This window comes from uncultured Thiohalocapsa sp. (assembly GCF_913063425.1).
Classification (GTDB): domain Bacteria; phylum Pseudomonadota; class Gammaproteobacteria; order Chromatiales; family Chromatiaceae; genus Thiohalocapsa.
On the sequence record NZ_CAJXYK010000036.1, the window covers coordinates 18,511 to 45,079 of the forward strand.

Genomic DNA, 26,569 nt, shown 5'->3' on the forward strand with positions numbered 1-26,569 from the left:
TTGGCCGGCTCATGCCTTGACGGCACCGCGCACGACATTTAGGGTGGCTCCGAATTCGGTCTGAATATGGTGTTTGCCATGAGCGACGATGTTCTGAGCCTGAGTCAATTCAAGTCCGACGCGACGAGGCTCCTCGACCAGGTGCGGGACGAGCCCAAGACTCTGGTGCTGACGCAGAACGGCCGCGCCCGGGCCGTGGTGGAGGACTACGCGCAGTACCAGGCGCGTGAGCGCGCCATGCTCATGCTCAAGCTGCTGGCCGAGGGCGAGCGGGACGCGAGCCGGGGCGATACCGTCCCGCAGGCGGAGGTCTTCGCTGCGCTGCGGCAGCGCCTGCAAGCGCAGCGGGACGAGACCGCCAGTGGCAAGGACAGCTGAGCGCTCGTGCCTGCTCGCGAGGTCCGCTGGATGCGAACCGCAACCCGCGATCTGAACGCCATCGTCAGCTGGATTGCAGAGGACAGTCTGGACAATGCGCTGGCCGTGCTGGACCGGCTGGAGGCGCGGGCAGATACCCTCTCAGCGCAAGCGGAGCGCGGTCGCATCGTCCCGGAGCTGCGCGCCGCGGACGTCTACCATTATCGCGAGCTGATCGAGCGGCCCTGGCGGCTGGTCTATCGCATCGAGGCCGACGCTGTGCTCGTTATGGCCGTGCTGGATGGTCGGCGGGATCTGCGGTCCGTGCTGCTGGAGCGGCTGGTGGCCCTCTGAGCAGGGGTCCGGCGGCGTCGGGCAGGAGCGGCGGGCAGCTGTTGCCGTGCAGGCTCTTTGGCGTGAATTGGCCGATGACCTTGCCTGTCGCCGACTGGAAGTCGGCGGCCCTGAGAGGGCCGACTGGAAGTCGGCGGCCCCAGAGAGCCGACTGGAAGTCGGTGGCCCCAGAGGGCCGACTGGAAGTCGGCGGCCCCAGGGTCAGCGCAGCACGCCCTCGTCGATCTGGAAGCGTGCCAGCCGACCCGATGCGCTGCTGTCGCCGGACGCGGGCGGCGTGGCGGACGACTCGCCGCCGCCCGCCAGCGACACCAGCACTCGCGCCTCCGGCGGCAGCACGTCCACATCTGCACCGGACTCGATGAGCTGCTCGGCCTCCATCACCTGCATCAGGGCGTCCAGCACTTCCGGGTCGTCGGCGGCGATCTCGTTCAGCGTCTCGCCGACCACGGCGGGGCGGGGGGCGGCGGCCTGGGCCAGCTGCTCGGAGACCTTGTAGGCGGTCTGGCTCTTGATGAGGCCGACGCGGTTCTCGCCGTCCTGCTTCATGGCGCTGGTCACCTGCACCAGGCGCTTGACCACCTTGTCGGTGATGTTGTCCACCATCTCCCGGTCCGTGAAGGCCACCTTGCGGATGTAGACGGAGCCCAACCGAAAGCCCCACTTCTCCGACAGCGGCGACACCGTGGCGCGCACCTGGCGGCTCAGCTGATGGCGATCCTCCAGCAGCTTGTCCATCTCCAGGTTGCTGAGTGTACTGATGGTGGCGCTGGCGACATTCGCCTCCAGCGAGCCCTCGGGGTCCGCGTTGTTGAAGAGATAGGCCACCGGGTCGCTCACCTGCATCTCGTACCAGACGCCGACGCTCATGGGCGTGCCTTCCTCGGAGTTGACCATTTGGTTGCGCAGGTAGCGCTGGCGCAGCTTCATGTTCACCGGCTGGCGGGTGCCGAACAGCGGCACCAGGATGGCCTTGGGGCCGAAATGCACCAGCGGCCATTGCAGCCCCGGCTCGTCCAGCACACCCATGACCTTGCCGAGGAAGGTGTAGACCACCGCTTCCTGCTCGTTGACGATGGTGTAGAGGCTCAGGAAGCGGGCGATGCCGAGCAGGATCGGTATGGCCAGCAGGCCGGCGAAGAACGCCGGGATGAGCGTGGCGGGATCATTGGGCATGGCGGCCTCCGTCGATGGTGGCGGGGGCGGCGGAGGTGGTGTTGGTCACCTGCACGATGCGCTTGGCGCGGGCGAGCAGCGGGATGCGCATGTTGCGGATGTAGGCGGCCAAAGCCGCTGGCCCGCCCTTGGTCTTGATGCCCTTGAGCGTGCCGGCCAGCTCCTTGAGCGGGGCCACCTCGGCCTGGGCGTTGTTGCTTGCGATCTCCACCGCCCGCTTGCTCATGGTGATCTGCTGCTCGGCGTCGGCGCGGGCGGTGCTGATGTCCGCCGCCACCTGGTTGCGGGTGCTGTTGATGGCCGAGAGCGCTCGGTCCACCGCCGGCGGCGGGTCGATCTGGGTGATCAGCGCCGCGTCCAGCTCGATGCCGTAACGGGCGCCGGTGGCCCGGCACTGCTGTTCCATGTAGTCGTTCAGCAGCGGCAGGTTCTTGCGCAGGTCGTTGATGGAGACCCCCTCGGAGAGCTCTGCCGCCAGCTCCGGGCCGCCGCCCTCGGTGCCCGCCAGCTCGCCGCCGTCCACCAGGCTCTGGCCCTTCGGGTCCACGAAGTTGGCCACGCGCTCACGCAGCACCGAGACGAAGTAGCCCATGACGTGCTCCAGCGGGCTGTCCACGCCGAAGCAGTACGCATAGAAGTTGCTCTGGGCCACCCGCCAGCGCAGCTGGCCGTCGATGCCGGTGGTGAGGTTGTCTTTGGTGACCGCCTCGATGGTGGACTGGCTCTTGGTGGGGTCCCAGGTGATGTCGATGGAGCGGGTGGCGATGTCCTCCACCACCGGCTTCTGCCAGGGCCACTTGAAGTGCCAGCCCGGGCCGAGGATCTTGAGCAGCGGATAGCGGTAGCGCCGGCGCTCGTCTTCGTTGAGGTTGGGGTCGTCCACGTATTGGTCGCGCAGGCGCTGGGCGCGGCCCAGGGAGACGAGCACCGCGCGCTCATTGGGCTTGACGACGAACCAGGCCCGGATCAGTACGGCGAAGCCGACGTACAGTGCGAGCCCGGTGAGAAAGGCCAGGACGGTCATGCTGCACTCCGTTGTGTGGGCCGCGGTGGCCGCGGCATGCTCGTGGCGGGCCGATGGTAGCGCGGGAAACCGGCGCAAACTGTGACGGGTGCGGCTGCCGGCTGCGGCCGATGGCTGCGTGCACGCGTCACTGTCCTACCCTGTCTCGCCGAGGCCGCCCGCCTCAGCCCCGGGCCTTGCGGGCGTTCACGTACTCCACGGCGGCACCGAAGACGCCGTGGCGGACCCGGCTCACGCCGGCATAGTCGATGGCCATGCGGTACCAGGCGGCGTCCTCGGCCCCCAGCACGTGTCCGAGCACGGCCCGTGTGACGCCGGCATGGCAGACGATGAGCAGGCGGTGCCCCGGCCAATGCGCGAGCTGGCGCTCATAGGCCCGGGCGATGCGCCGGCGAAAGTCCGCCAGCTGCTCGCCCCCCGGCGGGCGGTGGGCGACGGGGTCGCTGCGGAAGGCGTGGAAGGCGTCGGGCTCCGCCACCGCCACCTCGGTGGGCCGCCGGCCCTCCCAGGCGCCCATGCCGATCTCCCGCAGCTGCGGCTCCACGGCCAGGGGCAGGCCGAGATGCCCCGCCAGCTCCACCGCAAAGGCATGGCAACGGCGCATGGGCGAGGTCACGATCTGCTGCCAGGGGGCCTTCCCCTCCGCCGCCGGCGCCACCGCCGGACGCATCTGCGCCCAGCCCGTGGTGCTCAGCGGATGGTCACAGCCGTTGCCGCGGATCATGCGCCCGCCCGCCGGCTCGCCGTGGCGGATCAGGTCGACGACGGTTTCCTGCATGGTGAGTATCGAGGGGCGAGGATCGGGGGCGTGGAAGCAGCTGCGACGGGGCGTATTGTCGGGCACGGATGGTCAAAGGGCCGCGGTTTCGCGACAATCGCGCTATTCAATCACAGGAGTCGCGTCATGCGGCAGCAACAAAAGACCTACGCAGGACTGGACGACGACAGCTACGGCGGCATGACGCCCACGGGCAACATCGTCCGCGATGCCCAGGTGTTCGGCCTGATCCCGGAGGAAGAGACCTGCGCCGGCTGGTCCGTCGCCGCCATCCAGGACCTTTACGACAAGGTAAGCGACGCCTGGCGACCCTACGGGCACATGGTCTCGAACCTGCCCGATGACCTCCGCGAGCGCCACAAGCGCATCTACGATGTCGCCATCGCCCGTGCGCGCGAGCGCGGCTGGAGTCCGGACCTTTATCCGGACTGACCGGGCGCCGGGCAGCCTTGGCGAATTTCCGCACCCATCTCACCGGCGGCGCCGTGGTGGCGGCGGTTGCCGCCTTCGCGAGCTTCGGCGAAGGTCTCAGTAACGCGGCCGAGACCCAGGCACTCTTTGCGGTCGGTACCGCGGCGAGCCTGCTGCCGGATATCGACGCCGACGACTCCAGGCCGCTGCGTGCGGTGTTCGACATCGCGGGCCTGGTGCTGGGCTTCCTGCTGGCCTTTGCCTTTGCCGAGCGCCTTGGGGTGCTGGAGCTGGTGGGTATCTGGGCGGGCACCTGGGCGTTGGTGCGCTGGCCGCTGCGCTATGTGTTCGCGCGCTTCACGGTGCACCGGGGCATCTGGCATTCGCTGCTGATGGCGGGTGTGGCGGCGCTCGCGGCGGGCATTGCGGCGGAGCTCTGGCTCAAGCTCGGCGCCACCCTGGCGTGGCTGGTGGCGGGCTTCGTGCTGCTCGGCTATGTCACGCACCTGGTGCTGGACGAGATGGCGAGCGTGGACCTGTTGGGCCGGCAGGTGAAGCGCTCCTTCGGCACGGCGCTGAAGCCGCTGAGCCTCCGGTCCTGGCCTGCGTCCCTGCTGCTCGCGGGTCTCGCGGTGGCGCTGGCGGGGCTGGCGCCGGACCCGCAGCCGCTGTTCGCGCTGCTGGGCCGGGTCGGACTTGAGACCGAGCTGCTTGCCGCCCACTGGCCGCGGTGGTGAGCCGCGGCGGCGCCCGGCTGCCCGGAGCCGAGGTGGCTGCCCCCAAGGCAGCGGTGCGGCCCAGGGGCAGGCGCTCACCGGGCGTGGGTGACTGACATCCGCTCCCGATCCCCCCACCGTGCGGGCGGCGGCCGGTCGCCGGTCGTGCCCGTGCGACTGAGCATGACAATGAGCATATGAAAGGCAACCAACGCGTCCTGGCACATCTGCAACGACTCCTGAACGGGGAGCTGGCGGCGGCGGATCAGTTCCTGGTTCACGCACGGATGTTCGAGGACTGGGGCTACAGCGGGCTCGCCGCCCACACCGATGCCGGGCTGCAGGACAGCCGCCGGCACATCGACCTGCTGCTGCGGCGCATGCTGTTCCTCGGCAGCGCACCGGACCTGGCGCAGCGGGAGGTCATGTCCACCGCCACCGCCGTGCGCGAGATGCTGCGCAAGGACGTGGAGATGCAGTACCGCCTGGTGGAGCACCTGCGCGTGGCCATGGCCTGCTGCATCGAGGAGCACGATTTCCAGACTCAGGCCCTGCTCGCCGAGATGCTCTGCGCCTGCGAGGAAACCCATGTCAATTGGCTGGAGCAGCAGCTCGCGCAGGTGGAGGCCATGGGGCTTGAGAATTATCTGGCGCGGCAGGTTGAAGGAAGGGCTGAGGGCTGAGTGGGCAGCTGTACGGTACGCTGCCTGCCCGGTCGCAGCCGGTTCGCATGCCGGCTTCGGGTTCACCCCGTGCTCGGGCTCAGTCCCAGACGAATGTCGCGAAGGCATCCAGGGCCTGCGGATTCGCCAGCGCCTCGCGGTTCTTGACTTCCCGGCCGTGGATGACGTCGGCGACCGCCAGCTCCACGATCTTGCCGCTGCGGGTGCGCGGGATGGCCGCCACCTGCCGCATCTCGGCGGGCACGTGCCGCGGGCTCAGCTGCTCGCGCACGCGCCGGCGGATGGCGGCTGCCAGGGTCTCGTCCAGGGTCAGCCCGTCGCGCAGCACCACGAACAGCAGGATGCGCTGGTCCCCCTGCCAGTCCTGGCCCACGGCGATGGCCTCCAGCACCGCGTCCATGCCCTCCACCACACGGTAGAGCTCCGCCGTGCCGATGCGTACGCCGCCCGGGTTCAGCACTGCATCGGAGCGGCCGTGGATGATGAGCCCGCCGCGGGGCGTGAGCTCGGCGAAGTCGCCGTGGGTCCAGATGGCCCCCGTCGGACCAGCGAAGCGCTCGAAGTAGGCCGAGCGGTAGCGGCTGCCATCGGGGTCGTTCCAGAAGCCCACCGGCATGCAGGGGAAGGGCTGGGTGCAGACCAGCTCGCCGCGCTCGCCCACCACGGGGCGCCCGGCGTCGTCGACGACGTCCACGGCGAGCCCAAGCCCGCGGCACTGCAGCTCGCCCCGGTACACCGGCAGCATGGGGTTGCCGAGGGCGAAGCAGGAGACGATGTCGGTGCCGCCGGAGATGGATGCGAGCAGCAGCTCGCCCTTGATGGCGCGATAGACGTAGTCAAAGGACGCCGGCGCCAGCGGTGAGCCGGTGGAGAGCAGCGTGCGCAGTGCGGTCAGGTCATGGCTGCGGGCCGGCTCGGCGCCCGCCTTCTCCAGCGCGGACAGGTACTTGGCGCTGGTGCCGAAGACCGTGACGCCTTCTTCTGCCACCAGGTCCCAGAGCACCTCCGGCCCCGGATGGAAGGGCGAGCCGTCGAACAGCACCAGCCGGGTGCCGAGCGCCAGCGCGCTCGCCATCCAGTTCCACATCATCCAGCCGCAGGTGGTGAAGTAGCAGAGCCGATCGTCGGGGCCGAGGTCGGTGTGCAGCGCCAGCTCCTTCAGGTGCTGGATCAGCGTGCCGCCGGCGCCGTGGACGATGCACTTCGGCTTGCCGGTGGTGCCGGAGGAGAACAGGATGTAGAGTGGCTGATCGAAGGGCAGCGGCGTATACAGCGGCGGGCTGCCCTGGTACTCGTCGATCAGATCCGGCCACAGCCGCGCGGGCACGCCCTCCGGCGGCGGTGCCTCAGGCGCAAGCCAGGGCACCAGCACCAGGTGCTCAAGCCCCGGCAGCTCTGCGGCGATCTGCGCCACCCGCGCGCGCACGTCGATGCGCTTGCCGGCATAGTGGTAACCGTCCACGGCGATGAGCACCTTGGGCGCGATCTGCCCGAACCGGTCCAGGACGCCGTCCACACCGAAATCCGGCGACGCCGAAGACCATACCGCGCCGATGCTCGCCGCCGCCAGCATGCCGATGAGGGCCTCCGGGCGGTTCGGCAGGATGGCCGCCACCCGATCACCCGGCCCGACGCCCACCGTGCGCAGCCAGGCCGCGAGGGCACCCACCTGGGCCTGGAGCGTGTCGAAGGTCAATGCCTCCCGCTCGCCGTTCTCGCAGCGGAACACGACGGCGATGTCGTCCGCCCGGGTCTCGGCGTGGCGCAGCAGGTGCTCGGCGAAGTTGAGCCGCGCGCCTGGGAACCAGCGGGCGCCCGGCATGCGCTCCGGATGCTCCAGCACGCCTGTCCGCGGCGTCGTGGCGCGCAGGTCGAGGAATGCCCACAGCAGCGCCCAGAAGGCTTCGGGATGCTGCACGGACCAGTGATGCAGCGCGGCATAGTCCGGAAAGCTGCGGCCGGTGGCCCGTTCCGCCGCGGCGGTGAAGGCGGCCATGCGGCTGTTGGCGGCGCGGGCGGGTGGGGGTGTCCAGATCGGCTGCGGGGCGATGGCGGAGCTGTTCATGGGGGTCATGGGTCGGCGCGGCCTGAGCGCTCAGGATACCGCAGCCCCTGGGCCGCCGGGTGCCGCCGCCGTGCGCCGACTGCGAATCCACGTCGAATGCGCGGATGTGTGCCCTTATACTGACGAGTTCCGCGGCTCAGGTCGCCTGCTGTTGTCATCGCCCGTGTGCCCGGCACCGGGCAGCCCACACCGTCCCTGACGACTTCCCTGCAACGAGGCTCCACACCCATGGATCACGGCACCACCATCACCCAGTTCATCAGCGAAGAGCAGCGCAAGGCGCCCGGCGCCACCGGCGAGTTCACGGCGCTGCTGAACGACATCGTCACCGCCTGCAAGATGATCAGCAACCAGGTGAACCACGGCGCGCTGGTGGGCGCGCTCGGCAGCGCCGGCAGCGAGAACGTGCAGGGTGAGACGCAGAAGAAGCTGGATGTGCTCTCCAACGAGATGTTCATCCAGTGCAACGAATGGGCCGGCCACCTGGCGGCCATGGCCTCCGAGGAGATGGACGATGTCTATCAGATTCCGGACCACTACCCGCGCGGCAAGTACCTCCTGACCTTCGACCCGCTGGACGGCTCCTCCAACATCGACGTCAATGTGTCGGTGGGCACCATCTTCAGCATCCTGCGCTGCCCGGGCGGTGTGGACAGGCCCACGGTGCGGGACTTCCTGCAGGCCGGCACCCAGCAGGTGGCGGCGGGCTATGCCCTCTACGGCCCCTCCACCATGATGGTGCTCACCACCGGCCAGGGCGTGAACGGCTTCACGCTGGACCAGAACATCGGCGAGTTCATCCTCACCCATCCGAACATGACCATCCCGGCGGACACCGCGGAGTTCGCCATCAACGCCTCCAATGGCCGCTTCTGGGAGGCGCCCATCAAGCGCTACGTGGACGAGTGCCTCGCCGGCAAGGAAGGCCCGCGGGAGAAGGACTTCAACATGCGCTGGATCGCGTCCATGGTGGCCGAGGTGCATCGCATCCTCACGCGCGGCGGTGTCTTCATGTACCCGATGGACGCCAAGATGGCCGCCAAGGGCCAGGGCGGCAAGCTGCGGCTGCTCTACGAAGCCAACCCCATGAGCTACGTTGTGGAGCAGGCCGGCGGCGGCTCCATCACCGGCACCCAGCGCATCATGGACCTCCAGCCCGAGGACCTGCACCAACGCGTGCCCGTCATCCTGGGCTCCCGCAACGAGGTGGAGCGCATCCAGGGCTACCACAGCGAGGGCTGAGCCCCTGCTGGAAGCGCCGGCGTCCCCACCGGCAACGGGGGCAGCCGGCGTGCCCAATCCGGCGTGCCCAATCCGGGGTGCCCAAGCATCGCAGGCCAGCCCCTCCTGGGTACGCCGACTTCAGTCGGCACCCTGGGGCAGGCCGACTTCAGTCCGCCGATGACGAAGTGATCGCCTGGCTCCTTTTTTTCTGCGGCGCTGCGCTCGGTTGTCGTCGCGATCTTCCTACGGCGGCCCGCCCGCGTCGGTCTCCCCGCCGAGCATGTAGTCCAGATCCAGCTCGATTGCCTCGAACGGCGGCACCCGCGCCCGGCGCTGGTCCTTGAGCGTCGCCACCACCCGCCACTCGTCGCCATCCAGCGCGTGCGCGACCAGTATCCGATCCTCCGGCCAGCTGTGCCCGTGCATGATGAGCGCGTGTCATCGGCCGGCGCACAATCTCGCCGCCGATGGCGGCTGCGCAACCTAATGCACGGCCGGGCCGCTCTGGGCCGGTGCTGAGAGCTTGCCCCACAGCTCCCAGGGCCGGCCCATGACGCCGATGAGCGCCCGGCTGTAGGCGAGGGCGGTGAGGAAGGTGAAGCCCACCAGGGTGCTGTAGCCGACCCAGAGCATCACGGACTGGGTCGGGTCATTCGCGACCCGGGCGCCGTTCTGCACGGCCCAGATGGCAATGGCCTGGCCGGTGACGAAGATGCGGGTGGCGGTCTCGATGACCCCGCAGGCGGCGTCCGGCACCGTGAGGTTGTAGGTGACCACCTCCTGCCAGCGCATGCCCGTGTAGTCCGCGGGCGGGTAGAGCACCAGCGACATCACGGCCTCCAGCCACAGCACCAGCAGGCTGATCCAGACGGCCCATTGCCGGGCCATGGCGAAGCGATAGGCGCTGCGCACCTCGGTGCCCAGCCCCCGGGCGAGCCTGGGGATGAGCAATGTCAGCAGCAGCAGGTCCGCAAACAGCAGGGACCACTGCTGGGGTGCGAAGGTGAGCGCGCTCGCCAGCAGCACCACCGCCAGCAGCACGGCGACGAGGCTGTCCCGGAAATTGATGAGCAGGCCGTTGTAGGCGAGGCGCAGCAGGCGGCCCTCGTGCTGCGTCGTTTCATTGAACAGCGCGCGCCGATGCAGGTGCGAGCGCTCGCTGCCGGCGACGAACACGGCGCCCGCCACCAGCGCCAGCACCCCGGCGCTGACGCCGCAGCCGGCACGGTAGGCATTGAAGACCCACACCAGGAGCGTGAGCCAGACAATGGACATGGTCAGCAGCCGCATGATGATGGCGTAGGACATGAAGCTCGGTCTTGGCATGTCGGCTGGCCCCTGTGCGTGCGGCGTTGGTTTTTGTCCGTGCGACGACTGTTGTTGTGTCCGACCGGATTCTAACGACTCGCGCTGAAGCGTGACTGCGACTCAGTTGGCTGCATCGGCGCCGGCGTTGTGTCTCGCCGCCGCCGGTGTCGGTGGGTTTCTTCACAACCTCTCAGTCCTGTGGCTTGGTGCCCGGCTCCAGCATGGCTGCCACCAGGCTCAGGTCCGCGCCGCCGTGCGCGGCGTCGATGTCCATGTTCGGGTCTGCGGCAGGCTCGCCCAAGCTCGGGGGCGGATAGACGCAGTTGCCGCCGCTGCGCTTGGCCTCGAACAGGGCGAGATCCGCATTGGCCAGCAGCGTCGCCTGGGTGTCGCCGCGGTGGCCGAGGGCAGCGATGCCGGCGGAGCAGGTCATGGGCACGGCGATGTCCGGCTGCTCGCCGCGGTCCAGGCTGGCCACCGCGGCGCGGATGGACTCCGCCGTGGCTGCGGCCTGGCCGATGGCAGTCTCCGGCAACAGCAGGGCGAACTCGTCGTCGCCGAAGCGCGCGAAGGTGTCGTTGCCGCGGGAGCAGGACTCGACGATCTCCGCCATCGCCACCAGGGCGGCGTCGCCGGCGCCGCGACCGTAGCTGTCGTTGATGGCACCCAGATGGTCGATGTCCAGCAGGATCACACTGAGCGGCAGGCGATTCGGCTTGTGGAACTGAAGCTCCACCTCCAGCCGCACCGTGAAGGCGCGGCGGTTGTAGGTGCCGGTGAGGCTGTCGCGGTCGGCGAGGTTGCTGAGGCGGCGGCTGACACGGGAGTGGTCACTCTCCGCGCGAATGAAGTCCAGCAGCGGGAAGCACAGCGCCTGGGCCAGCGCGCAGACCAGGTTCACCAGGAGGGCCGTGTAGACCAGCTGCTCCAGGAACGCCTCCGGCACCCGCTCGGGCACGACGCTGGCATACAGCAGCACGCCGGTGCGGGCGATGAACACGGCGCCGATCAGGACATTGGCGCCGATGATGGCGCCCACCACGCTGCCGCGGGGATAGCTGTAGCGGCTGAAGATCCAGGCCGTGCCCAGGTACATGGCCCCGTTGAGACTGGAGGTGAGCGCCCCGGGGATGATGGCGTGGTGCATGGTCTCCGCCAGCACAAAGAACAGGGTCACCACGATGGGTGAGGCGAAAATCAGCGCGAAGCCTATCCCCGGCAGGCGCAGGAACTCCAGCGACGCACAGATCAGCATCACCGGCAGCAGCAGCAGGAAGAGGCTCGACAGCGGTACCGTCACCCAGCTCACGCCGATGACGTGCTCGGCCGCAGCCAGCGCCCAGCCCACCGCGAAGGCCAGATTGCCGGCGGCGAGCCAGACATAGGCCAGCTCCTGGCGGATCCGGTGTGCCAGCGCCATGAACAGGCCTGTCACCGTGAACACCCCGATGGCGGTGAGCATCAGGGTGTTCGGGTCGATGACGGAAAAGGGATACATGCGTCCGGCGGTCGTCTTGTTGTGCCGTAGCCGGCGGCGGGGTCGCGAGCCGGAGCCCGGCGGCCTCAACCAGGCAGGTTCTTCCTGTGGGCAGGCGGCTGTCGGCGTCCCGCCGCGGCGTCTCCGCAATGCCCCTACCCCGAGTTGGCGCATTGCAGACCCGGATTAGGCTATCCGTCAAGAAACTATAGGCAATATCCGCGAGTCCACCGGTTACTTATCCGTCATTCTGCGCGCAGGTTCTCGATGTTGTCGAACAAGTAGAACCGTTGCGCGAGGATGGGCTCGCCGAACAGGCTCACCTCCATCTGCAGCGTGACGCCGTGCCTGCTGATGCCCATGAGCTTACCGGCGTGGCGCCCGCCCTTGACGTCGGTGACCACGACGTCCCGGTCCAGTAGATCCCGATAGCGCGCCATGGGGCTGTCCGGGCGCCGTTGTGAGCGCGCCGACAGCGTGGTGTGCTCCTGCACCGGCGGTGCGGAGGCCGCGCCCGGTGCTCCCGGTGGTGGTGATTGTGCCGCCATGCCTGCGGCGGGCGGGGCCACCGAGGATCCGCGCATGGGCATCCCGGTCGTGGCGCCGTCCGCGGGCTTCGTCGCTGGCTCGGCTGCGAGGTCCGATGCGGGTGCCGGCGGGAGCCGCGTTGCGCCACCACCCGGCGTCTCGCCCAGCCACCAGAAGGCGATGGGGCCCTCGTTTCCCGTTGCATCGGCGTCTTCGGGTGCATCTGCGCTGGATATCTCGGTGCCGGCCGAGGCCCCTGCGTCCGCCTCCGGCCCAGAACTGGATGCTGCACTCATGCTTGGCGGTGGCGCGCCCCAGCCGCCGGCGGCGAGCTGTGGGCGCAGCGTCATGCGCGTCTGCAAGGCCCAGCCGCCGGCGACCAAGGCGAATACCAGCGACAGCGCGGTGAGGGCCGATCCGCCGCTGCCGCGTACCACGAAGCGACGCCACAACAGCACCACCCCCAGTGCGAAGAGTGTGGATGAGCCCGTGAGCAGCCAGCTCGCCACGGAGCCCGGCTGAAAGTGGGCCTGGATCTCCAGGTAGCCGGCATAGCTCAGGGCGCAGATGCCGAGGATGCCGAAGAGCTGTTGGTGAGGATGGGCAAAGAACCCGCGCTTAGGCCCGCGCCCCTGCGCAGCAGCGCCGCCCCCGACCTGCCCGACCTGCGCAGCCGGCCTGGCTGCGGCGGGCGGCGGTGCGGAGAAGGTCGCCGCCGGCAGCTGCTCCAGCTCCGCAGAAACGCCGGCGATGGCCACCGCCGCGTCCACGTCACCGGCCTGTGCCGCCGTCTGTGCCAGGCTGTTGGCAATGGCCATCGCCTGGGCGTGCTCGAGATGGGGCGCCCGGCCGTCGCGCACGGCCTCCAGCGCGCGCAGCAGGGGGGTCATCAGCACAGCAATGTCTTCTTGGCTGCGCTGCTCGATCTGCTTGAGCTCGCCGAGGATGGCGGCGACGGAAGCGGGCATGTGCGTCGGTGTGAGTCGTTTTGTGTACCTCGTCGGCGATACCGTTCGCGACGTTGCGGCGGTGGCTGCCGCGGTCGTTCATACACCGTTAGCGTAGCCGGTTTCTGCGTCCGACGGCAGGGCAGAGTACGCGTTTCGCGCGCCGCGGCGCCCTGCAACAGTCGGCAATCCGCTGCGGCCGCTGCGCCGGCCCGCAGCCGCTGCCGCCGACCGGACATCGGGCGGCTCCAAGCGCCGGCGGGTGGAATCGGCTTGGTGTCGGTCGTGCCGAGACCGAGGGTACACGGCCCGCGGGCTTGTGTGTGCGAGCACGGCCGCCGCACAGCTCGCGTGTGCGCTGAGATCCATTGCAGCACAGGCCGGGTGCCCAAGGGCGGTTGTCCCGGCAACGGCGGCTGCCGCGATGCGCGCGCGCACCCGCCGCCGTCGTCGCGCTCGGGACGCGGCTTGCCGTCGGCTGCGGGGCGGTTAGACTGCCCGTGGCCAAGGGGCAGCGCACAGCGGCCGCGCGGCCCTGCCTCAGCGACGCTGCGCCGCCGGCCGGCCCAAGGGGCATACTGGCCTCGGCCGCCGCCCGGCCGGGGTACAGCGGCCTATTGGTCCGCAAGCGCATGGCGTGAGCCGAACGGCCTGCCGCCATCGAGCAGCAGCGCGCCCACCACGCACCGAGGACCGCGCCGATATGTCCAGCCCCGACGCTCAGAACGCCATCGTCCTGCTTTCCGGTGGCCTCGACTCCGCCACCGCCCTGGCCATGGCCCGCGGTCAGGGCCTGCACTGCCACGCGCTCAGCATCGATTATGGCCAGCGTCACCGGGCCGAGCTGGACGCTGCCCGCGCCGTGGCAAGCCAGCTCGGCGCCGCCGCCCACACCATCGTCCCGCTGGACCTGCGCCTCATCGGCGGCTCCGCCCTCACCGACCCCGGCATCGCCGTCCCCGAGGCGCCCACCGACGGCATCCCGGTCACCTATGTCCCGGCGCGCAACACCCTGCTGCTGGCCCTGGCCCTGGGGCTCGCCGAGGTGGCCGGTGCCGGTCGCATCGTCATCGGCGTCAACGCCCTCGACTACTCAGGCTACCCAGACTGCCGACCCGCGTTCATCGACGCCTTCCAGCAGCTTGCGCAGGTCGCCAGCAAGGCCGGCGTGGAAGGTCACGCCCCCGGCATCGACGCACCCCTCATCCACCTCAGCAAGGCCGAGATCATCCGCCGCGGCAACGACTTGGGCGTCGACTACAGCCTCACCGTCTCCTGCTACCAGGCGGACCACCAAGGCCGCGCCTGCGGGCGCTGCGACTCCTGCCGCCTGCGCGCCCAAGGCTTCCGCGCCGCCGGCCTGCCGGACCCGACCCGTTACGTCTGACCCAAAAGAAGGGCGTCGGACCGGGCCGCCGGCGTGCTTCTCAGCCGAGCCGCACCAAGCTATACTTGGCGATTACCCGCGGCGAAGCGAAAATCTCAGCCTGCGGGCTCCAAGCGCCCTTAGCTCAGTTGGTAGAGCATCTGACTTTTAATCAGGCGGTCGTTGGTTCGAGTCCAACAGGGCGCACCATAAAATCAAGGGCTTAGGGGGATTTCTCCTAAGCCCTTTTCATTTGAGCAACCAATGAGCAACCAGCCGGGGCAAGATTCACCGGCGGGCGGTGCCGGGCGATGCTCGACGGGGTGTCGCTCAATGGCGCCGACGTGGTGCGGTCCGCCGGCCGGCAGCGCGGGCAGGGCCTCGGGCGCGGTGCCCTGGGGCGGGTCCGGGACCCGGCCGCCAGCTCGGGCAGGTCCTCGACCCGGTGGGCTCGATCCTGGGGCATGCCGCCAGCGCCGGCAGCTCGGGTAGGTCCTCGGGCCGGTCGCGACCCTGAAGGCGAAGTGGACCCGGCCGGGAGCTTCAGCAGGGCCTCGGGGCGGTCGCGACCCTGAGGGCGAAGCCGGACCCGGCCGGGAGCTCGGGCAGGGCCTCGGGCGCGGCGCCCTGGGGCGGGTCCGGGACCCGGCCGCCAGCTCGGGCAGGTCCTAGACCCGGTGGGCTCGATCCTGGGGCATGCCGCCAGCGCCGGCAGCTCAGGCAGGTCCTCGGGCCGGTCGCGACCCTGAGGGCGAAGCCGGACCCGGCCGGCAGGGTCTCGGGGCGGTGCCCTGGAGCGGAGTCGGAACCCGGCCGGCAGCTCGGGCAGGGCCTCGGGCGCGGTGCCCTGGGGCGGGTCCGGGACCCCGGCCGCCAGGTCCTCGACCCGGTGGGACTCAACACTAAGGCGTCAGGCGGTGTCGGCAAGGTCTCGACTCGGTGGGCTCGATCATGGAAGCGGCGCCAACGCCGGCAGCTTCAGCAGGGCCTCGACCCGGCGGGCCTTCATGCCGGGGCGTCACCATCGCCGACGGGTCCGCGACCTCGGTCCTCGATGCTCGGGCGTCACCTGCTCCGGCAGGGCCTAGACCTCGGGGTCTTCACCCTGGGGCCGTTCCGTTGACGGGATGCAGGGCGGCAGGCAACGCCAATGCCGCGGTTTCGCCGGCAGGCGCGGGCTTGCTTGCGCGCGTCGCCGGAACCAGCGTAACAGGGCGTAACTCGGCGTAACGTTGTCCCCATTGTCCCCAGTTTGTCCCCATGCACCGGGGACGGTTGGTCGTTTGCAAGGTTCTGTTTCGTCGTCCTTTTCGGAATTGTCCCCGGTGTCCCCAGTGTCCCCGCTCGATTTGCAGGAGTCAGGGAAAACAGCAGGGGCGGAAGCTGGGGAAGTGCGTACACGGGGGGTATAGCTTTGTGTCTTTCGGGAGAACACACAGAGGGGCGATGGGGACTTGGGGACGTGCCCGGCGTTTTCCTCAACTCATGCAAAATAGCTGGGGACAGCGGGGACACTGGGGACAATCCCTGAAAGTGTAATTGAAACAGCGTGTTAAGGTGTCCCCGCGCGTCCCCAAAAGGTGGGGACACTGGGGACAAAACCGCGATGCGTTGCGGTGGGCTACGGCTCGACCGTCGAAGGCGGGGCCGCGGGGCCTCGGGGGGCGCAGTCGGCGGGGGTGTCGGGTGCCGTGGCCGCGGCTTCCTGAAGATGAATCGCGGCCGCGAATCTCAGCAGGGCATCGGCCGCCGCGATCTTCACGGCCGGGGCTGCTGTTGGCTCGGTCAGTGCCGCTTGCAAGGCGTCAAGGGCCTTCGGCGTCAGGGCCTCGACGCGCGCGCGGGTGTCGCCGGTCTCGGCAAGTGCCACCAGGCGCCGCAGTTCTTCATCGAAGCCCGGAACGCGCCGCCAGTGCGAAACGGTCTCGGGTCTGACGCCAACCGCGCGGGCCGCGTCGGCACCAGTCGCGCCGCGGGCCAAGTGCCGCGCTGCTTCAAGCTGCTGCGGTGTCAGCGGGCGATTAGGGCGGCTCAAGGGTCAATTCTCCGCATTGCCGCGAGCAAAGTTCACCGATGGTTGACTATGACGGGGCGACGGAACCTAGAGCAACTTCGCGGCTTCGAGTATCGCAACGCGAATCGGCGGAAAGGACCCGCACCGATTGCAGGCAATTCGACGCAAGGTCAACCGAAGCTCAACCCCACAGGTCAACCACGCGCAAACCGAGTGCCGCCGCGCCCAACCGCGCGCCGTGGGTTCAGTTTGCTGGATTCAAAACGGGGGCACGGGATCGTCGAAGGGCGCCGCGTCGCTGTTGCTGGGCTTCGGCGGGCCGGTCGTGCCCTGTCGGTTGCTGCGGGCGCTTCCGGGGCGAACGGTGCGGGCCGATACCAGGGCATCGGCAATCAGTTGCCAGGACTCCCGCGCGGTGCCGTCTTCGGCTGTCCATTTGGACAGTTCCAGCCGGCCGCTTGCCGACAGGGTTTCGCCTTTGGCGTGCTTCGCCAGTTGGTCGGCCAGCTTGCCGAAGGCGATAACACGAACCCATAGGGTCGATTCTTGGTCGCGCTGGCTCACGTCAACCGCGACACTGGCCGCCGTCATGGGCTTCCCGGTGCGGGTGTTGATCGGCTGCGGGTCCTTACCGAGCCGGCCGTGAATGCTGGCTTGCATCATCGCGAAAGGTCCTCGGGGTTGTCGCGGGTGGCTTGGCCGCGCCGGGCGCGAATGCGGGCGCCGTCGGGACCGCGGTCCAGGGCGCGGGCAAGGGCCGCCAGCACGCGGGGTTGATGGCACACATCCGGCCAGTCGGGGCCGGCCGCGCGCTTCAGGTCCTCGACGGTAAAGCCGAGCCAGGCCGCGGGCGGATTGTCCGGGTCCGGGTGCAGGACTTCGGCCGCGCCGTCGGCATCGGCTCGGGTCAGGCCGCCGTCGTGTTGCATGATGGCCGCGCGTTCGTCGCGGGCTTCCTGCCAGGGCGCGGGCGCCGCCGGGGCCTCGGGTATGGGTGCAGCCGAGCCGGCTTGCTGGGGGCCGGCAGGGGGCGCCGGGGGCGATGCGGGCGCCGGGTCCTCGGGTTGGCGCCGCCGCCGTTGGGCGATGCGTCGCGCGATGCGGTCAAAGTCCATCGTCGCCACCTCCGCCTAGGTCGCTCCCGAACACATAGACCCGTTGGGGGTTTGCGAAGCCCGGGAGCCTGACCTTCTGGGTCGGCCGGCCGTCGTCGCCGGGGCGCAGCAGGCCGCGCCGCACAAGCACGCGCGCGGCATCGCGGTAGTCGTGGCCTTCGCACAGCTCGCGTTTGAAGGTCTCACCGAACACGTAGTACACCAGGCCGCCGGCTTCGTCGCCGGGGTCGTGCTTGAAGCCGGCTTGCCGGGGGACCTCGGGGGCGTGGTCGTCTAGGGCGCGGTCCTTCCATCGCAGGCGGTTGCTGTGCTGCTCGAACCAATGCCGAACCTGGGACAGCAGGTCGCGCTCCTCCGCCGGGATCGGGCCGCCGCGGGCCTTCAGCCAGTCACCGAAGCAACGCAAGGCCGCCTCATAGGCCGCGTCCTCAGCCCATCCGGTCAAGCCGGCATGGGTCGCCAGCTCGCCGGCAACTCCAACCAGGCCGAAGCGGGCCGCTACGCGCCGGACTTGACCCGGTGGGCTCTTGATACCGGACAGGGCATCGGACACGAACAGGTCTCGCAGCTCTTTGACGCGGGCCGGCAGGCGGGCGCGTTGGGCTTGTACGGCTTCTATCCAAGCGATGAAGGGGGCGCCGTAGTAGGTCGCGGCCGCCTCGGTCAGCCGGACCGCGAAGGCCGCGCCGTCGGGTTCGCCGTGTAGGTCCTCGAAGCAGCCATAACCCGCGCCGGCGTCGGCAGGGATTTCGGCCATGCGGACTTCCTGACCCGCGCGGGCGCGCTTGTTCGCGCTGGCCATGTGTTCGGCAAGGCCGATCTCGCCGCTGCTCAGGAACAGCACGCGCCAATGCTTGACCGGGCGCGCGTCGCCGGTGCGTGCCGCGCGGGCCTTTCCGCTGCCGTTGGCGAGCATGTAACCCGCTTCGCCGGCCGCCTTCGGGTCCATCTGGCCGAACTCGTCTAGGATCAGGGGCGCGTCGTTCGATAGCTCGGCGGTTGCCTCAAGGGCGTTATCGGTGGTCCGCCAGCGTTGCAGGTAATCGGGGGCGCCGCAGACACTCGCCGCGACCCGCTGACACGTGGTCTTGCCGCTGCTGCTGGCGTCAGTGCTGGAACCCTTCAAGTGGAAGCCGCCGGACTCGCCGCCGATCAGGTGCAGCAGGGGCGCCGCGAAGGCGACGGACACACAGAACAACAGCCGGCTGTTGCCGATGCACGGCAAGCCGACATGCCGCCGCCAGTCCTCGACCGTGCCGCGAACCGCGAACGCGGGCGGTTCGGCCAGCTCGCCGGCCAGGATCACGGGCTCGGCTTCGTCGCCGATAACGCGGTCCGGCAAGACAAAGGCGCCGCCGTCGGTCCAGCCGGTTCGGGTGGTGGATCGGGCGCGGGCCTCGGGCCGCCAGCGTTGCAGCAGCTCAAGGAAGGCGCGCCGCGCCTCGGGGTGCGTGCTGACCTCCAAGCCGAGCCGAGCCAGGCGCGCGCGTAACGCTTCACCGGACCCTTGCAGGTCGGCGGCAGGGATGGCCAAGCGCCGCGGGTTGCCGTCCGGGTCCTCGAACTCGACAAGCCGTCCGAAGTCGTCCCCGCGGGCGTCGCGGGTGAGGGCGATCACTCGCAGTGGGCTGCATATCCATACAGGCGGGGCGTCGTCGCCGCTTCGCCGCTTGGCGCCGGGCTTCGCGTAGTAGATGCCGCCGGGCCGGGCCTCGAACGGGAACGGCAAGCCGTCGGCATCGCCGGCAGGTGGGGCCGGGGCTTTGGTCGGCTTCGCGGGCGCGGGGGCCTCGATGGGCCGCCAGCGGGCCGCCGCCGCGAAGGTCGCCGCGGTCCAGCCGGCCGCCAGGGCGTCGGCGGCGTCATAGCCTTTCGGCAGTGGCGCCGGGGTCTGCTCAGGCATCGCCGGGCGCCTCCGTGATGCTCGCCAGGTCCAGCACTTCCACCGATGCAGCGCCGGCCGCGGTCGCCAGGTCGGCGACGATGCGGGCATAGCGGGCGCCGGGGTCGTCGGCATCGGGCCAAATCTTGACGTGCCGGCCGGCCAGCGGGGACAGGTCCGCCAGGCCGGCCGCGTTGGCGCCGTTCATGGTCGCGCTCGTCACCATGTCCGGCAGCAGTTCGGCCGCGGCGTCGGCCGCCTTTTCGCCTTCGCAGACACAGACCGGGGCATCAGGCCGGGTCGCGAGGGCTTGCAGGCGGTACAGGGGCCGGGGCTTCGGCGGGGCTCGCCACTGCCAGCCGTCGGCCGCGGTCCATGTCTGCGGGCTGAACACCTTTCGGCCGCGGTCCGGGTCGAAGCGGTGGACATACGCGACGGGGTGTCCGTCGGCGTCGGTATAGGTCCAGGTCTGCGAGGGGGCGCCGTGCTTGGGATGCTCGGTCGGGCGCGTCGCCAGGGCATCGGCCGGGATCGGCGTCAGTGTCGCCGGCCGCGGGGGCTCGGGGTCAGACTTCGGCGGGCTGGACCTCGGGGGCGGGGCCGCTTGGGCGGTGCCGGGCTCAACGTGGTAGCGGTCGGCGAGGGCCGCGCAGGCGTCGTCGAAGCTCAAGCCGTCGGCCATCATCGCGAAGTCGATGATGCTTCCGCCGTTGGCGTCGCAGCCGAAGCAACGGAACGCGCCGGTCCGAAGGTTGACCCCAAAGCTCGGGGTCGGGTCCTCGTGGAAGGGGCAGCGGATGTTCTGGGACCATTGGTCGCGAACCGCCTTCAGGGTGGGCGCGCCCGGCAGCTCGCGCGTGTAGAAGGCCACCGGGGGAATGCTCGCCTTCAGGTGGTCCGCGCGGGGCAGGCGCCGCGGTTGCCGATCCTCGGGCCGGGCGCTATCGTCGGCGGTGTTCTGATCTTTGACCCGGCCGCCGCGCCGGGTCTTTTCTTTTGGGGGCATGCGGGGCTCAGGCCGCCGCGGGGCCGGTGGTGTTGGAGCGGGTCTGTTCCTCGATCCAGGTTGCCAGGTCGTCGGGGTGGTAGCGGACCGCGGAACCGAGCTTGAGATACTTCGGGCCGCCGCCGCGCACGCGCCACATTTGCAGCGTGCGTGGGGAAAAGCTCAACAGCGCCGCGGCTGCCTTTTCATCAAGTAGGGCGCTCGTGAGGGCGCGGGGCGCGGGGTTGGTTTCGGGGCGCGTCGTCATTCGTCGTTGGCCTATGTTGGGTTGCGATGTGCGGGCATCGTCACCCAAGGCAGGCCGCGCGCGCTGGAACAACCGCGGGGCGTTGTGGGGTCTCAGTTGTTCCGGTCTTGCCGCGCGCGGGTCTCTGCAACTGCTTTGCGGGTGACGGGGAAGCCAAGCGCCGCGGTCAGCAGGCGGGCGGCGTCCTCGGCACCGATGCTCAGGGCGGGGCCTAGCAGGCTGTATTGCAGGCGGGCTAAGTGCCGGTCGAAGTGCCGAACCCAAGGGGCAACGCGGGCCGCTTCGCGGTCGCTGGCGTGTTCGCCGCCGGGGGCGTTGCAGGTGGGTTCATGCTCGGTAAAGGCGTCGGCGAGGGTCTGCACCAGGTGCAACGGGTCCGGCAGGGCCTCGACGTTGCAACCGGGTGCGTTGCCGGTGGTCAGGTACGGGGCGCATCGCTCGGCGAACCGATGCGGGTGCAGGGTGAGGGGCGCCGCTTCGGTCAATAGGGCCTCGGTCAGCAGCGACGCATCGGGGGCGCTGATTCGGTGGCGTTCGGCGGTTGCCAGATAGGCCGCCAGCTTGTCGGCAAGGGCGTCGGCAAGGTCGGCAATCTCAGGGGCCAATCGGCGGCAGTCTTGCAGCGCCGCGCGGGCGTCCCGGTCCATGGAATCGGGCAGGGTCCAGAGGGCGTCAAAGATCAGCCGCCAGTCCGTCCAGCAGCGCCAATCTTTCGCCAGTCGCCGCCAAGTGCGGGCAATCTCGGGGGCGCCGGCATGGTCGCGGGGACAATCGGGGGAAATGCCGAGCAACCGGGGCGCGGCTGCCTTCATCGCGGGGCTGTCGAAATGCGGGCGGTCTCGCAGCTCAAGCCAGCACTCCCAAACAGGCGCCGGGATGAAATCCGGCCGGGCGGGGGCGTCATGCATGTTCGCGCACCTTCAACGCGCGAAGCCTTCAAGGGGGGAACCGAGCCGGGGGCGGTGAAGGTGCCGCCCGTTCGGGGATCAGCCTAGGCTCGGTCTGCGCAGTGTAGCAGTCGCGGGCCGGGCCGATCAGCCGGCCGCGGTACGGGTGGACAGGTCCGGGGCTTCGTCGTCGTGGGCGTAGCGCCGGCAGGCTTCGGCGAGGGCGCCGCGGTTCTTCTTGAAGTACGGGGACCGCTGGGCAATGCACAGGCCGCCGGGGGCGTTGCGGTGGTCCTCCGCCCAAAAGGTGCAGGTGCCGCAACGGTTGACGGGCGCCGGCAGGTGGGCAACGTCCGCCGCGGGTGCCAAGCCGGCGGAGCCTAGGATGCGGGCGCCGTGCTGTTCCAGGGCCGCCCGTACCGTGTCTTCACCGAAGCGGGCGTATACCTGGGTTGTGCTGGCGTTGCTGTGATTCAGAACCCGCCCGATCAGGTGCAGGCTGTTGCCGGCTTGGGCGAGCCAGCTTCCGACCGTGCGCCGCAGGTCGTGCAAGCGCACGTCGTCGATTGCCGGGGGCAGGTCTACACCTTCGGCCGCGGCTGCTTCGCGAATGTCGGCAAGGCTCGGGGCCGGGGTCCAATCCTTCGCCGCGTGCTTGGACTTCGCCGCCGCGCGGGCCGCGGTCAAGCGGTCGATCAGGGCCGCGACCTCGGGCACGTCTCGCCATCGGGCCAAGGTCGCCGCGGTGCGGACCCGGTTCCAGGGCTTGGAGATGTTGACCAAGTGGGCCGGGGCCTTCGCCTTCTCCACCGCGGTAGCGCCGCGCGGGCCGTGACCCGGCAGGATGTACGGGTTGCCGGGTTGCCGGGGCAGCTCCCGCAGCAACGCCAGCGCCGGACCGCTCAAGGGGATGTAGTGGGTCCGGCCGGCTTTGGTGTCGGCAAGCCGCAGGGTGCCGCGGGCCTCGTCAACGTCTTCCCATCGGGCTTGCAGCAGCTCGGACTTTCGCGCGCCGGTCAGCAGGTAGAGCCACAGGCCGAAGCGGGCCGATTCGTTGGGCTCGGCATTGATGGCCGCTGCCAGGTGGGGCAGTTCCTCGGGCGTTATCCAGCGGTCGCGCTTCTGTTCCTTGAAGCGGTCAATGTCGCGGGCCGGGTTCACGTGGTCCTCGGGGACATAACCCCAGCGCCGGGCCAATTCGAACAGCTTGGACAGCAGGGCAAGAACCCGGTTGGCTTCGTAGGGCTTGCCGGCTTTGCCGATCTTGGAGTGCAACGCGGCAACGTCCGCGCGCTTCACCGCCTTCGCCTTCAGGTTTCGCCAACGGGGCAGGATGTAGGTTTCGAGCCGCCGCCGGTCGTCGGCGCCGCTTTTCTTCGTGCTGGCGTGCCGGTCCAGGTAGGCCGCGGCAAGGTCGGCCATGGTTTCGCCGCGGCGTTCCGCTTCCTTGGTCGCCGCGGGGTCTTGGCCGCGCGCGGCATCGCCTAGGGCCGCCTTCGCCGTCTTGCGGGCTTCGTCGGCGGTCATGTCCTTGCCGAAGGTCCCAAGCGTGAAGAACCGGCGCCGGCCGTTGCTGCGGTAGCTCACAAGGAAAGACTTTCGGCCGCTGGGGAACACGCGCACGCCAAAGCCTTTCAACTGCGAATCCCAAACGTACCAAGCGCCGTTGTTCGTCCCTTGGTAGGTCAGGGCTTCAACGGCTCGCTTCGTCAACTTGACCGCGTTGGTAGGTGTTCCGGTGTCCATCGTGGGGCCTCACTTGAGCAACCAGATTTGAGCAACCAATGAGCAACCACGACGAAGCGTAATGCAGCGTTGACGAACGGGCAAGGGCGTATGCGGGGCGAAACGTAAGGGTCTGTTTTAAAGTGAAAAACCGTAAGGCGTCGTTTTCCACCGTAAAGCCGGTTTCGTGACTTTTAATCAGGTGGTCGTTGGTTCGAGTCCAACAGGGCGCACCAATAAAGACAGGGGCTTACGGGAAACCGAAGCCCCTTTTCTTTGCCCGCTGGCCCGATTGGGTAACGTCCTGGGTAACAACGGCGCTCGGTAGGCAACAGCAGGGCCGGGCGGGCATTCCCGAGCCGGCGCGAAGGTCCGGTGGAATCAGGCGGGCCGGCGGCTTGGAGTCAGGTGCACCAGCAGCCGGCGCCCCCTGGTGCCCAGTCCCCGATCCCCTCCACCACCTCCGCCAGCCGCCCGAGCAACGGCGCCCAGGCATAACCACACGGCGCGGTGGGTCTATAGACGGAAAGCGGCCGAGGCAATTCTTGATCCCTCGAATCCCGTCGAGAGGTTGATCGGCGGGCGGGTTATTCCGCCGCGGCGCTGCTGCCCCTGGCGGTCGGTGCAGCGGCAGGGGGTCGGCGGCGAGCGCCCCAGCCCCACCAACGGCCCACAGCGGCGCTGGTCGGTGCCGGGGTGCGATGGCACAGGGTCAGGGCCGGCGGCGCGCTGGTGGATCGCCGGGCATGAAAAAGCCCGCGCGCGGCGGGCTCGGGGCGGGCCTGGTGGTGATCACCGGACGCGGATGGTCCGGGTTTCGCCCTTCAGGCTCGGCGAGTCACCGACATATTGCTGTTGCCCTGTCGGCGACGGAGGACGGGGCTGAGCTCACCGAGCGGCTGCTGAACTTCTCGCGCAGGCAGCAGACGGAGCCCAGGCTCGCCGATCTGCGCAGGCCGCTCACGGACTGCCATGGCCTGCTGCGCCGTACCACCCGCGAGGGCATCGAGCTGCGCATCCGGCCCGGACCGGTCGCCCTGCGGGTGCGGGTGGAGGCGCAGCAGTTCCAGGACGCCCTGCTGAACCTCGCCATCAATGCTTGCGATGCGATGCCCAGGGGCGGTGTTCTCACCATCGCAGCGGTACGACGACGGCTGCCCGCCGCCACGGTGCTGGTGGTGGACGGTTGTATTCGTCCGGAATCTCGCCTGCCACGAAGGGAATGCAGCGGGCGTCCACGCCCTGGACGAAGTAGCCGGCGTCCTCTTCCACGGGCTCAAGGGCGTCGAAGCTCAGGGGGCAATCCTCCTTTGGGCCGAGCATGATCGGCTGCGCCACCTGCATCCACTTGTCCCGCGGCCCCCAGGCCGAGCGTGGTGATGGGCACGCCGTTGACGTCGCGGTCGATGACGACCATGTCGCCGAAGACTTCGGCGGTGGGCTTGCCGCCGCCGTGACCGCCGCCGCCATTGCCGCCGCCATTGCCGCCGCCGACACCATCGGGCCGCCCGACCCCATCGGGGCGGGCCGCTCCCACACCGGCGCTCACCATCATGCCGGCGAGTGCCGCGATGATCATGATCCGGAATATTCGTGTATTGCGCGAGCTTTTGTGCCAAACCCCTGGGGGCTCGGCAGTTCCGGACGTTGATCCAGCACGGGACTGGTGCCCCCCGTGGCGAGGGGGCGCGGTTGGTTGACCGGCGTGGCGGATCTGTTCGTCTCGCGGCACCGCTCCAGCGATGTGGCGCATCGCTGGGCGCTCTGCGCCCTGTTGCCGGGCAGGCGCAGGGAGCAGCCACCCGCCCCTGCGCAGAACGCCGGGACGACGTGATCCTCAGCGCTGCAGGCCGCGGAGCGGCCGGCGAAGCGTCACACCGCAGAGCGGTGTGGGGAGGAGCGCATCGGGTCAGTCGGCCGCGATCGGGAACTGCGGCATCAGTCAGCTCACTGCGCAGCGTTGACAGGCCCTGGGCGCGCGGGCTCGCGGAGTGGCGCTCGGCGCCCCCGGGCGTGTGTCGGTGTTGGCGAGCCGGGCATCCGGGGGCAGTCTGTGGCAGCGCTCACGGACTGAGCTGGGCGATGACGCAGTCGATGGCAGCGCGGTTGTTGCCGGTGGGGTAGAAGCCGTTGATGGCCTGGCGGTAAGTGTCGGGGTCGATCTCGCCGGTGCCGAGCTTGGCGGTCTCGTCGAGGAAGCTCACGTCGTCGTTGCTCACGTCCAGCATGTAGTTGATGGGCTGCATGCCGATGCTGAGGTGCCCGCAGGCGGCATCCACCTTGTTGATGAACGCGTTGCTGGCGGCGCCCTCGGGGGCGATGAGGTCACCGCCGCAGCCGGCGACGGCGATGAGCAGCGGCAGGACGATGGCGGCGCGGGTGGGGCGGTGCATGCTGGTGGGGCTCCTGTGGGCGTTGTGAGCGGCGACGATCGCCGTGTACTTTGGCGCTGTCCGCCAGCATAGCCGAGGGCGCGGTGCAGTGCCGTGGCCGTGTCCGGTTGCACACGGCTCGTGCGGGCCGCGGTGTCTCCCGTTGTGCCGGCGCTGCCGGAAGGCCCGGCAGGTCTGTTTGCTGGACCGTCGGCCGGTGGGTCGCGCACGTGGGTGCCGTCTGCCATCGTGCGGCGGCCCGGAATCGGCGACAATCAGGACATGGCACAAGACCACGAGATCGATGTCAGTCAGGCGCCTGAGGACGCGGCGGCCGAGGGCGCGGAGGCGCTGCCCAGCAAGAGCGCGCGCAAGCGCGAGCGGCTGGCGCTTCAGGAGCTGGCGGAGGAGCTGCTGGGGCTGCCGCGCGCTGAGCTGACGGGTCTCGGCTTCGGCGCCGACACCTGGGCGGCCATCGACGAGACCGCCCGCATCAAGGATCGCCGGGCCCTGCGCCGGCATGTGAAGCGTGTCGCCAACTGCCTGGCGCGGGAGAACACCGAGCCGCTGCAGGCCCTGCTGGATGCGCGCGCCGAGCTGGCACGGCAGGCCACGGCCCGTCATCACCAGGTGGAGCGCTGGCGGGCGCGGCTCATCGAAGAGGGCGATGCGGCACTGACGGAGCTGCTGGACGCCCACCCGAACGCCGACCGCCAGCAGCTGCGCACCCTGGTGCGCGCGGCGCAGCGGGACACCGAGCGCGGCCGGCCGGAGGCGCCCCGCAAGCTCTTCCGCCATCTGCGGGAGCTGCTGGACGCCGCGCATGAGTGACCCAAACCCACCGCAAGGGATGTCACCATCACTCAGCACTTAGCACTCAGCCCTCAGCCCTCGCCTCTAGGCCCCA

Annotated in this window: 27 protein-coding genes and 1 tRNA gene; 9 read left to right on the forward strand and 19 right to left on the reverse strand. The window is 69.6% G+C overall.

Annotated elements, in window-relative coordinates; genetic code table 11:
* The first annotated feature begins 78 nt into the window (after nucleotides 1-78).
* Both QZ607_RS17740 and QZ607_RS17745 read left to right on the forward strand, forming a co-directional pair.
* Nucleotides 79-378 carry a type II toxin-antitoxin system Phd/YefM family antitoxin gene (locus tag QZ607_RS17740; RefSeq protein WP_295885387.1) on the forward strand — a complete coding sequence of 100 codons (300 nt, stop codon included), beginning with the start codon at nucleotides 79-81 and terminating at the stop codon, nucleotides 376-378.
* A 30-nt stretch (nucleotides 379-408) separates the two neighbouring features.
* Complete coding sequence (locus tag QZ607_RS17745) at nucleotides 409-711, forward strand: type II toxin-antitoxin system RelE/ParE family toxin (RefSeq protein ID WP_295885390.1); 303 nt, start codon at nucleotides 409-411, stop codon at nucleotides 709-711.
* A 201-nt stretch (nucleotides 712-912) separates the two neighbouring features.
* Here the strand turns inward: QZ607_RS17745 and QZ607_RS17750 are convergent, their stop codons facing one another.
* The 3 genes from QZ607_RS17750 to QZ607_RS17760 all read right to left on the reverse strand — a co-directional run bounded on the left by QZ607_RS17750 (nucleotide 913) and on the right by QZ607_RS17760 (nucleotide 3,689).
* Entirely contained in the window at nucleotides 913-1,887 is a 975-nt protein-coding gene (locus QZ607_RS17750; RefSeq protein WP_295885392.1) for an SPFH domain-containing protein, read from the reverse strand.
* A complete protein-coding gene (locus QZ607_RS17755) occupies nucleotides 1,877-2,911 on the reverse strand; it encodes an SPFH domain-containing protein (RefSeq protein ID WP_295885395.1) in 1,035 nt (344 codons plus the stop codon). The genes QZ607_RS17750 and QZ607_RS17755 overlap by 11 nt, the downstream gene beginning before the upstream one ends.
* Before the next feature lie 163 nt (nucleotides 2,912-3,074).
* On the reverse strand, nucleotides 3,075-3,689 hold the full coding sequence (locus tag QZ607_RS17760; RefSeq protein ID WP_295885397.1) for a histidine phosphatase family protein: 615 nt from the start codon (nucleotides 3,687-3,689) through the stop codon (nucleotides 3,075-3,077).
* A 126-nt stretch (nucleotides 3,690-3,815) separates the two neighbouring features.
* Between QZ607_RS17760 and QZ607_RS17765 the strand changes: the two genes are divergently transcribed.
* The 3 genes from QZ607_RS17765 to QZ607_RS17775 all read left to right on the forward strand — a co-directional run bounded on the left by QZ607_RS17765 (nucleotide 3,816) and on the right by QZ607_RS17775 (nucleotide 5,499).
* Nucleotides 3,816-4,121: a hypothetical protein gene (locus QZ607_RS17765; RefSeq protein ID WP_295885400.1), complete on the forward strand. Its 306-nt coding sequence runs from the start codon at nucleotides 3,816-3,818 to the stop codon at nucleotides 4,119-4,121.
* Between the two features lie 17 nt (nucleotides 4,122-4,138).
* Nucleotides 4,139-4,837 carry a metal-dependent hydrolase gene (locus tag QZ607_RS17770; RefSeq protein WP_295885403.1) on the forward strand — a complete coding sequence of 233 codons (699 nt, stop codon included), beginning with the start codon at nucleotides 4,139-4,141 and terminating at the stop codon, nucleotides 4,835-4,837.
* A gap of 176 nt (nucleotides 4,838-5,013) precedes the next feature.
* Nucleotides 5,014-5,499, forward strand: a complete 486-nt coding sequence (locus tag QZ607_RS17775; RefSeq protein WP_295885405.1) for a bacterioferritin — start codon at nucleotides 5,014-5,016, stop codon at nucleotides 5,497-5,499.
* 79 nt (nucleotides 5,500-5,578) lie between these two features.
* Here QZ607_RS17775 and QZ607_RS17780 read toward each other — a convergent pair whose 3' ends face one another.
* A complete protein-coding gene (locus QZ607_RS17780; protein WP_295885407.1) occupies nucleotides 5,579-7,573 on the reverse strand; it encodes an acetoacetate--CoA ligase in 1,995 nt (664 codons plus the stop codon).
* Nucleotides 7,574-7,792: 219 nt separating this feature from the next.
* Between QZ607_RS17780 and QZ607_RS17785 the strand changes: the two genes are divergently transcribed.
* Nucleotides 7,793-8,806 carry a class 1 fructose-bisphosphatase gene (locus QZ607_RS17785; protein WP_295885410.1) on the forward strand — a complete coding sequence of 338 codons (1,014 nt, stop codon included), beginning with the start codon at nucleotides 7,793-7,795 and terminating at the stop codon, nucleotides 8,804-8,806.
* A 225-nt stretch (nucleotides 8,807-9,031) separates the two neighbouring features.
* Here the strand turns inward: QZ607_RS17785 and QZ607_RS17790 are convergent, their stop codons facing one another.
* The 4 genes from QZ607_RS17790 to QZ607_RS17805 form a co-directional block, all read right to left on the reverse strand.
* A complete protein-coding gene (locus tag QZ607_RS17790; RefSeq protein ID WP_295885413.1) occupies nucleotides 9,032-9,214 on the reverse strand; it encodes a hypothetical protein in 183 nt (60 codons plus the stop codon).
* 57 nt (nucleotides 9,215-9,271) lie between these two features.
* The gene (locus QZ607_RS17795; RefSeq protein ID WP_295885415.1) at nucleotides 9,272-10,114 is read right to left on the reverse strand and encodes a hypothetical protein; all 843 of its coding nucleotides are present in this window, start codon (nucleotides 10,112-10,114) and stop codon (nucleotides 9,272-9,274) included.
* A 172-nt stretch (nucleotides 10,115-10,286) separates the two neighbouring features.
* Entirely contained in the window at nucleotides 10,287-11,594 is a 1,308-nt protein-coding gene (locus tag QZ607_RS17800; protein WP_295885418.1) for a GGDEF domain-containing protein, read from the reverse strand.
* 224 nt (nucleotides 11,595-11,818) lie between these two features.
* On the reverse strand, nucleotides 11,819-13,069 hold the full coding sequence (locus QZ607_RS17805; RefSeq protein ID WP_295885423.1) for a hypothetical protein: 1,251 nt from the start codon (nucleotides 13,067-13,069) through the stop codon (nucleotides 11,819-11,821).
* A 682-nt stretch (nucleotides 13,070-13,751) separates the two neighbouring features.
* On the opposite strand from QZ607_RS17805, the gene queC reads away from it, so the two are divergent.
* Together queC and QZ607_RS17815 are read left to right on the forward strand one after the other, a co-directional pair.
* A complete protein-coding gene (queC, locus tag QZ607_RS17810; RefSeq protein ID WP_295885425.1) occupies nucleotides 13,752-14,435 on the forward strand; it encodes a 7-cyano-7-deazaguanine synthase QueC in 684 nt (227 codons plus the stop codon).
* A 113-nt stretch (nucleotides 14,436-14,548) separates the two neighbouring features.
* Nucleotides 14,549-14,624, forward strand: a tRNA-Lys gene (locus tag QZ607_RS17815).
* Nucleotides 14,625-16,035: 1,411 nt separating this feature from the next.
* On the opposite strand, the gene QZ607_RS17820 is transcribed toward QZ607_RS17815, so the two are convergent.
* The 11 genes from QZ607_RS17820 to QZ607_RS17870 form a co-directional block, all read right to left on the reverse strand.
* On the reverse strand, nucleotides 16,036-16,395 hold the full coding sequence (locus tag QZ607_RS17820) for a hypothetical protein (protein ID WP_295885428.1): 360 nt from the start codon (nucleotides 16,393-16,395) through the stop codon (nucleotides 16,036-16,038).
* A 291-nt stretch (nucleotides 16,396-16,686) separates the two neighbouring features.
* Nucleotides 16,687-17,091: a single-stranded DNA-binding protein gene (locus QZ607_RS17825; RefSeq protein WP_295885430.1), complete on the reverse strand. Its 405-nt coding sequence runs from the start codon at nucleotides 17,089-17,091 to the stop codon at nucleotides 16,687-16,689.
* On the reverse strand, nucleotides 17,088-17,543 hold the full coding sequence (locus tag QZ607_RS17830) for a hypothetical protein (protein WP_295885431.1): 456 nt from the start codon (nucleotides 17,541-17,543) through the stop codon (nucleotides 17,088-17,090). Before QZ607_RS17830 ends, QZ607_RS17825 begins: the two co-directional genes overlap by 4 nt.
* Nucleotides 17,533-19,446, reverse strand: a complete 1,914-nt coding sequence (locus tag QZ607_RS17835; RefSeq protein WP_295885432.1) for a DUF927 domain-containing protein — start codon at nucleotides 19,444-19,446, stop codon at nucleotides 17,533-17,535. Before QZ607_RS17835 ends, QZ607_RS17830 begins: the two co-directional genes overlap by 11 nt.
* Nucleotides 19,439-20,431 carry a CHC2 zinc finger domain-containing protein gene (locus tag QZ607_RS17840; protein WP_295885434.1) on the reverse strand — a complete coding sequence of 331 codons (993 nt, stop codon included), beginning with the start codon at nucleotides 20,429-20,431 and terminating at the stop codon, nucleotides 19,439-19,441. Before QZ607_RS17840 ends, QZ607_RS17835 begins: the two co-directional genes overlap by 8 nt.
* A 7-nt stretch (nucleotides 20,432-20,438) precedes the next feature.
* The gene (locus tag QZ607_RS17845; protein ID WP_295885436.1) at nucleotides 20,439-20,678 is read right to left on the reverse strand and encodes a helix-turn-helix domain-containing protein; all 240 of its coding nucleotides are present in this window, start codon (nucleotides 20,676-20,678) and stop codon (nucleotides 20,439-20,441) included.
* A 92-nt stretch (nucleotides 20,679-20,770) separates the two neighbouring features.
* Nucleotides 20,771-21,490 carry a hypothetical protein gene (locus QZ607_RS17850; protein WP_295885439.1) on the reverse strand — a complete coding sequence of 240 codons (720 nt, stop codon included), beginning with the start codon at nucleotides 21,488-21,490 and terminating at the stop codon, nucleotides 20,771-20,773.
* Between the two features lie 222 nt (nucleotides 21,491-21,712).
* Entirely contained in the window at nucleotides 21,713-23,311 is a 1,599-nt protein-coding gene (locus QZ607_RS17855; RefSeq protein WP_295885441.1) for a tyrosine-type recombinase/integrase, read from the reverse strand.
* A 1,107-nt stretch (nucleotides 23,312-24,418) separates the two neighbouring features.
* A complete protein-coding gene (locus tag QZ607_RS17860) occupies nucleotides 24,419-24,613 on the reverse strand; it encodes a hypothetical protein (protein WP_295885444.1) in 195 nt (64 codons plus the stop codon).
* Entirely contained in the window at nucleotides 24,567-24,869 is a 303-nt protein-coding gene (locus QZ607_RS17865) for a hypothetical protein (protein ID WP_295885447.1), read from the reverse strand. The genes QZ607_RS17860 and QZ607_RS17865 overlap by 47 nt, the downstream gene beginning before the upstream one ends.
* A gap of 484 nt (nucleotides 24,870-25,353) precedes the next feature.
* Nucleotides 25,354-25,683, reverse strand: a complete 330-nt coding sequence (locus QZ607_RS17870; protein ID WP_295885449.1) for a hypothetical protein — start codon at nucleotides 25,681-25,683, stop codon at nucleotides 25,354-25,356.
* A gap of 261 nt (nucleotides 25,684-25,944) precedes the next feature.
* Between QZ607_RS17870 and yjgA the strand changes: the two genes are divergently transcribed.
* Nucleotides 25,945-26,493: a ribosome biogenesis factor YjgA gene (gene yjgA, locus QZ607_RS17875; RefSeq protein ID WP_295885451.1), complete on the forward strand. Its 549-nt coding sequence runs from the start codon at nucleotides 25,945-25,947 to the stop codon at nucleotides 26,491-26,493.
* Nucleotides 26,494-26,569: the final 76 nt, after the last annotated feature.